We start from the raw sequence: 1575 nt of genomic DNA on the forward strand, positions 1-1575 counted from the left end.
GCTGTCCTGAAAACGTAGTTCAGCGATAACCTATAAACAAGCATTCTAAATAAGCTCGCCTTTTGGCGGGCTTATTTCCTTCTCTTAATTATACAGTTAAAGAGATTCATTTCGGCTGAATCATTACATTTACCCCTAACTTTTCTAATGTACGAATATTCCTATTGATCATCTTTTCTTGATTGATAACGGAGTAGTAGTCCGCTCCAAGGTCATGATAAGGAACTTTCTCTTTTAGTATATGATAAATCGCGATTAACATGGCATGGGCTACTGCAATTAAAGCCCTTTTCCCACCTCTGCGCGCGGCAATTCTTTGATAACGGGAGTAGAGATAACTTTGCTTGTTTCGTATTCCAGCACGAGCACATTCCACCAACGTTGCTTTCAAATATTTATTTCCTTTCCGTATTCGTGTACTCATCTTTTTTCCGGCGCTTTCCTTACACTCAGGCACAAGCCCCGCCCATGAGCTGAAACGGGATTCATTTTGAAAGTGCTCCATTTCCACACCAGTTTCCGCTAAAATTCGTTCTGCACTTTTTCTTCCAATCCCAGGCATATCATCCAAAGCTTCGATTGCCCAATTTATGGATTCTGTTTTTTTTTTAATATCTGCATCTAAATCCATAATTAAAGCGGTCAGGCTTTCAATATGCCCAAGTTGATGTTTCAACATTTTTTGCTGATGTTCTGATATCCGTCCTTGTAGGGATTTCTGCATTTCTGGAATTTTATCTCTGGCTCTTCCTTCGGCAAGTTCACTTAAAACAACCGGATCTGTTTCTCCAGATACAATTGCCTTTAAAATTGTCATACCGCTTTTTCCGCTGATATCGGTAATTACACTGCTCAATTTAACATTGCAGCCTTCTAACACAGCCTGGATTCGATTTAATTCACGAGCACGTTCTTCAGTTATCTCCTGGCGGTAACGGGTTATTTCTCGCAGTTCTCTTTGATCCCTATTTGGTATGTAACTTGCTTTTACTAATCCATGGCGTACCAGATCGGCAATCCACTCTGCATCTTTTACATCCGTCTTACGTCCGGGAACTCCTTTGATATGCTGCGCATTCACAACCATGATCGGTATCTGTTCTTCTTCAAATATATTATATACAGGTTTCCAATAAGAGCCCGTACTTTCCATGGCAGCCATCTCACAATCTGTTTCTTTCAGCCACGAAACTAATTGGAGAATATCTTCCGTCATTGTTGAAAACTGACGGATTTCTTTTTTTCTGACACTCGTAAAAATACAGGCTACCATCATATTTTTATGAATGTCAATCCCACAACACCGCTTATACAATACTTCCATAAAGCAAACCTCCTTCGCATAAGCCGATGCAGCTCCTTGCTTAATTGTTGGCTGTCCTGCGTCCTCATCAAAACCCGATGGAAACAAAAAGTGGTACACCTAAGGAGCTGAAAATCAGTCTGTCGGACGGGCTTGTAAGCACCAATCCCCTTCCGATCTTATTCGGCACCTTAAGTATACCACTACATAACGTATAGCTAGTATCCAGTTTTCATTTATTGTGGTGAGATTTTCTCATGATTGTCTGTCGG

General features: G+C 40.7%; 1 protein-coding gene. It reads right to left on the reverse strand.

Translation table 11 applies throughout. The annotated features are described in order from the left end of the window. Positions 1–106: 106 nt before the first annotated feature. Positions 107–1324, reverse strand: coding sequence for an IS110 family transposase (locus tag I4V44_RS17375; RefSeq protein WP_196003020.1), 1218 nt, complete (start codon positions 1322–1324; stop codon positions 107–109). Between the last annotated feature and the right edge of the window lie 251 nt (positions 1325–1575).

The organism is Blautia sp. 1001283B150304_161114_C9 (assembly GCF_015668165.1).
In the GTDB taxonomy this organism is placed as follows: domain Bacteria; phylum Bacillota; class Clostridia; order Lachnospirales; family Lachnospiraceae; genus Blautia_A; species Blautia_A wexlerae.